This window comes from Flavobacterium sp. (assembly GCF_028712645.1).
In the GTDB taxonomy this organism is placed as follows: Bacteria; Bacteroidota; Bacteroidia; order Flavobacteriales; family Flavobacteriaceae; genus Flavobacterium.
In genome coordinates this window covers 1-2,675 of sequence record NZ_JAQTPQ010000373.1, presented here as the reverse complement: position 1 = coordinate 2,675, position 2,675 = coordinate 1, and the positions used below count along the sequence as shown (strand labels likewise).

Here is a 2,675-nt window from a genome sequence, read left to right as displayed (position 1 = left end):
AGAAGACATTGCTATTAAAAACTATAATTCCGTTCCGGTAAAAGTAAAAGATATTGGTTCAATACAAATGGGTGGCGATTTGAGACTAGGTATTTTTGACGAAAATGGCACTGGCGAAGTTGTTGGCGGAATTGTGGTAATGCGTTATGGAGAAAATGCTGACAAAGTAATTAAAGCAGTAAAAGAAAAAATGAAAGAAGTGGAGAAAGGATTACCTGAAGGAGTTACTTTCAAAACCTCTTATGACAGAAGCGAATTGATTGAAAAAGCAATCGAATCAGTTAAAGGAACGTTAATCGAAGAAATGATTGCCGTTTCTATCATTGTGTTACTTTTTCTTTTTCATTGGCGAAGTGCCTTAATTATTTTGATACAAATACCTATATCCGTTGCAGTTGCATTTATATTTCTGCAAGCTTTTGGTATATCTTCCAATATTATGTCACTGACAGGAATTGCTTTGGCAATTGGCGTTTTGGTTGATGATGGAATTGTAATGGTGGAGAATGCTTACAGGACAATTTCGGAGAAACAGGAAGAAATGGATAATAACCAACAAGCTACTTAAAATGAAAGATAAACTAAAAAAAATATTCAAAAAAGAAAACGATCCGTTAACTCCTGAAGATAAGTTGAAGCTTATAGAAAGCTCTTCTAAATTAGTGGGACCAGGCGTTTTTTATTCAACCATAATTGTAATTGCTTCATTTTTACCCGTATTTCTTCTCACAGGAATGGAAGGCAAATTATTTAGTCCATTGGCTTGGACAAAATCGTTTATACTAATTGTGGATGCATTTTTTGCCATTACGCTAACTCCCGTATTGATTAGCTTTTTACTAAAAGGCAAACTTCGTACAGAAAACAAAAATCCAATAAATAGAAAATTGGAAAGTATTTATACTCCCATTTTAACTCTTTGTTTAAAATGGAGAAAAACAGTTTTAGCAATTAATATTGTAGCGCTGTTAATTGGGGTATTAATGTTTACTCGTTTAGGTTCAGAATTTATGCCTCCTCTCGATGAAGGTTCCATTCTTTTTATGCCAGTAACTTTACCTGATGTGTCAAATTCCGAAGTGAAACGAATTTTGCAGGTTCAGGACAAATTGATAAAATCAATTCCTGAAGTGGCTCACGTGTTGGGAAAAGCAGGAAGAGCCAATACGGCAACGGATAACAGTCCAATAAGTATGGTAGAAACAATTATTTTGCTTAAACCACAACAAGAATGGAGAGAAGGCAAAAAGAAAGCTGATATTGTTAATGAAATCAACAATAAATTGCAAATACCCGGGGTAACGAATGGCTTTACACAGCCAATTATTAATCGTATCAATATGCTTTCAACTGGTATCAGAACAGATGTAGGAATAAAAATTTACGGAGCAAGTTTAGATACAATTAATGTTTTGGCTCAAAAAATTAAAAAAACATTGGAAGGAACTTCGGGAGTTAAAGATTTGTATGCTGAACCAATAACAGGCGGAAAATATATTGATATTGAAGCAAAAAGAGATGTTATTGGCAGATACGGACTAAACATAGATGATATAAATAATGTAGTTGAAGCTTCTATTGGAGGGATGAAACTCACTACGACTATCGAAGGAAGACAACGTTTTTCCGTAAATGCACGATATGCACAAGAATACAGAAATAGCCTTGAGGCCTTAAAAAAATTGCAAGTTCAAACGATGCAATTTGGTCCAATACCATTAGAAACTGTAGCCGATGTAAGAATAAGTGATGGTCCCCCGATGATAAACAGTGAAAATGCAATGCTTCGTGGCACTGTGTTGTTCAACGTTCGGGAACGTGATTTAGGAAGCACTGTAAAAGAGGCGCAGAACAAACTTAATGCAATGATGACTAAAATGCCAAAAGGATATTATGTGGAATGGAGCGGACAATGGGAAAATCAAATCCGGGCCAACAAAACATTAAGTTTAATATTGCCAATTGTCATCATCATTATATTTCTTGTTTTATATTTTACGTATCATTCAATGAAAGAGGCTTTAATCACGATGATTACAGTACCCTTTGCTCTAATTGGAGGAATATTTATGGTTTATTTTTATGGTATTAATTTATCCGTTGCTGTTGCCGTTGGATTTATTGCACTGTTTGGAATGGCAATCGAAACAGCGATGCTAATGACTATCTATTTGAATGAAGCAATGAATAAGATGGTAGAAAAGCACGGGAATAGTAGCGAAACAATAACAGAAGAAGTATTGAAACAATATATTATTGATGGTTCTGCCAAAAGGTTACGACCAAAACTGATGACCGTTTCCGTTTCGTTATTTGGATTAATCCCGATTCTTTGGGCAACAGGAACGGGAGCCGATGTGATGCTTCCCATTACTGTCCCACTAATTGGAGGTACAATTACTTCCACGATTTATGTATTATTAGTAACACCAATTGTTTTTGAGATGGTAAAACTTCGAGAATTAAGAACAAAAGGTAAAATAGATCTTATAGATGTTAAAGAATAAATTTTATATAGTCCTAAGTTGTTTGATTTTAAGCGCCACAAATTTGGCTGCCCAAACACTTTCTTTGGATAGTGTATTGAGTACAATCAAGACAAACAATCCTCAACTAAAAATGTACGATGCAGATATTCAAAGTATGGATGCTGCAGCAAAAGGAGCCAAAAGCTG

General features: G+C 34.8%; 2 protein-coding genes and 1 pseudogene. All 3 read left to right on the top strand.

What is annotated here, in order from left to right:
* Positions 1-568 (top strand): efflux RND transporter permease subunit (locus tag PHC28_RS18035; RefSeq protein WP_300103777.1); only part of this gene is annotated, 568 nt, incomplete at its 5' end.
* Between the two features lies 1 nt (position 569).
* Positions 570-2,507, top strand: coding sequence for an efflux RND transporter permease subunit (locus PHC28_RS18030; protein WP_300103774.1), 1,938 nt, complete (start codon positions 570-572; stop codon positions 2,505-2,507).
* A pseudogene (locus PHC28_RS18025) lies at positions 2,494-2,675 on the top strand (heavy metal resistance protein CzcC); the annotation flags it as partial. The gene PHC28_RS18030 and the pseudogene PHC28_RS18025, both read left to right, overlap by 14 nt.

Bases quoted from the DNA above. Each gene is read 5' to 3' on its own strand.
- PHC28_RS18030 (WP_300103774.1), top strand. From the start codon at position 570: ATGAAAGATAAACTAAAAAAAATATTCAAAAAAGAAAACGATCCGTTA.